Origin of the sequence: Athalassotoga sp. (assembly GCF_049965695.1) — a bacterium.
Taxonomy (GTDB): Bacteria; Thermotogota; Thermotogae; order Mesoaciditogales; family Mesoaciditogaceae; genus Athalassotoga.
This window is the reverse complement of sequence record NZ_JBMFWB010000083.1, coordinates 1-548: the sequence shown is the minus strand read 5'-3', so window position 1 is coordinate 548 and position 548 is coordinate 1. Positions and strand designations below refer to the sequence as shown.

The following is a 548-nucleotide window of genomic DNA, read 5'->3' as shown; positions in this document are numbered from 1 at the left end:
GTCATCTACCCGGAAGGCGTGTTTTATCAAAAGTTAAAGCCATCTGACGCAAAAGAGATAGTCGAAGAGCATCTTTTGAAAGGCAGAGTGGTTCAAAGGCTGCTTTACAAAGGCCCATCCGGAGAGATAAAGCCGCGCGCGACAGAAGAGATTCCGTTCTTCACACGTCAGGTAAAGATAGCGACGCGCAATTTGGGAGTCATAGATCCATCGAGCATAGAAGAGTACATTGCCCGTGACGGGTACTTTGCTCTCAAGAAGGCTTTATCGATGACACCCGAGATGGTGATCGAAGAGGTCAAAAAGAGCGGTCTAAGGGGACGTGGCGGTGCGGGCTTTCCGACAGGACTGAAATGGGAGTTGACAAGGAAGTCGAAGTCAGATGAGAAATATCTGATATGCAACGCGGACGAAGGAGACCCGGGCGCATTCATGGACAGGTCGATGATAGAGGGAGACCCGCATTCGTTGCTTGAAGGTATGGCGATAGGTGGATACGCGATAGGTGCACATCAGGGATACATATACGTAAGAGCCGAATATCCGCT

General features: G+C 50.0%; 1 pseudogene. It reads left to right on the top strand.

The window, feature by feature from the left end:
• Positions 1-548, top strand: a pseudogene (locus tag ACP5NR_RS08850) (NADH-quinone oxidoreductase subunit F); the annotation flags it as partial.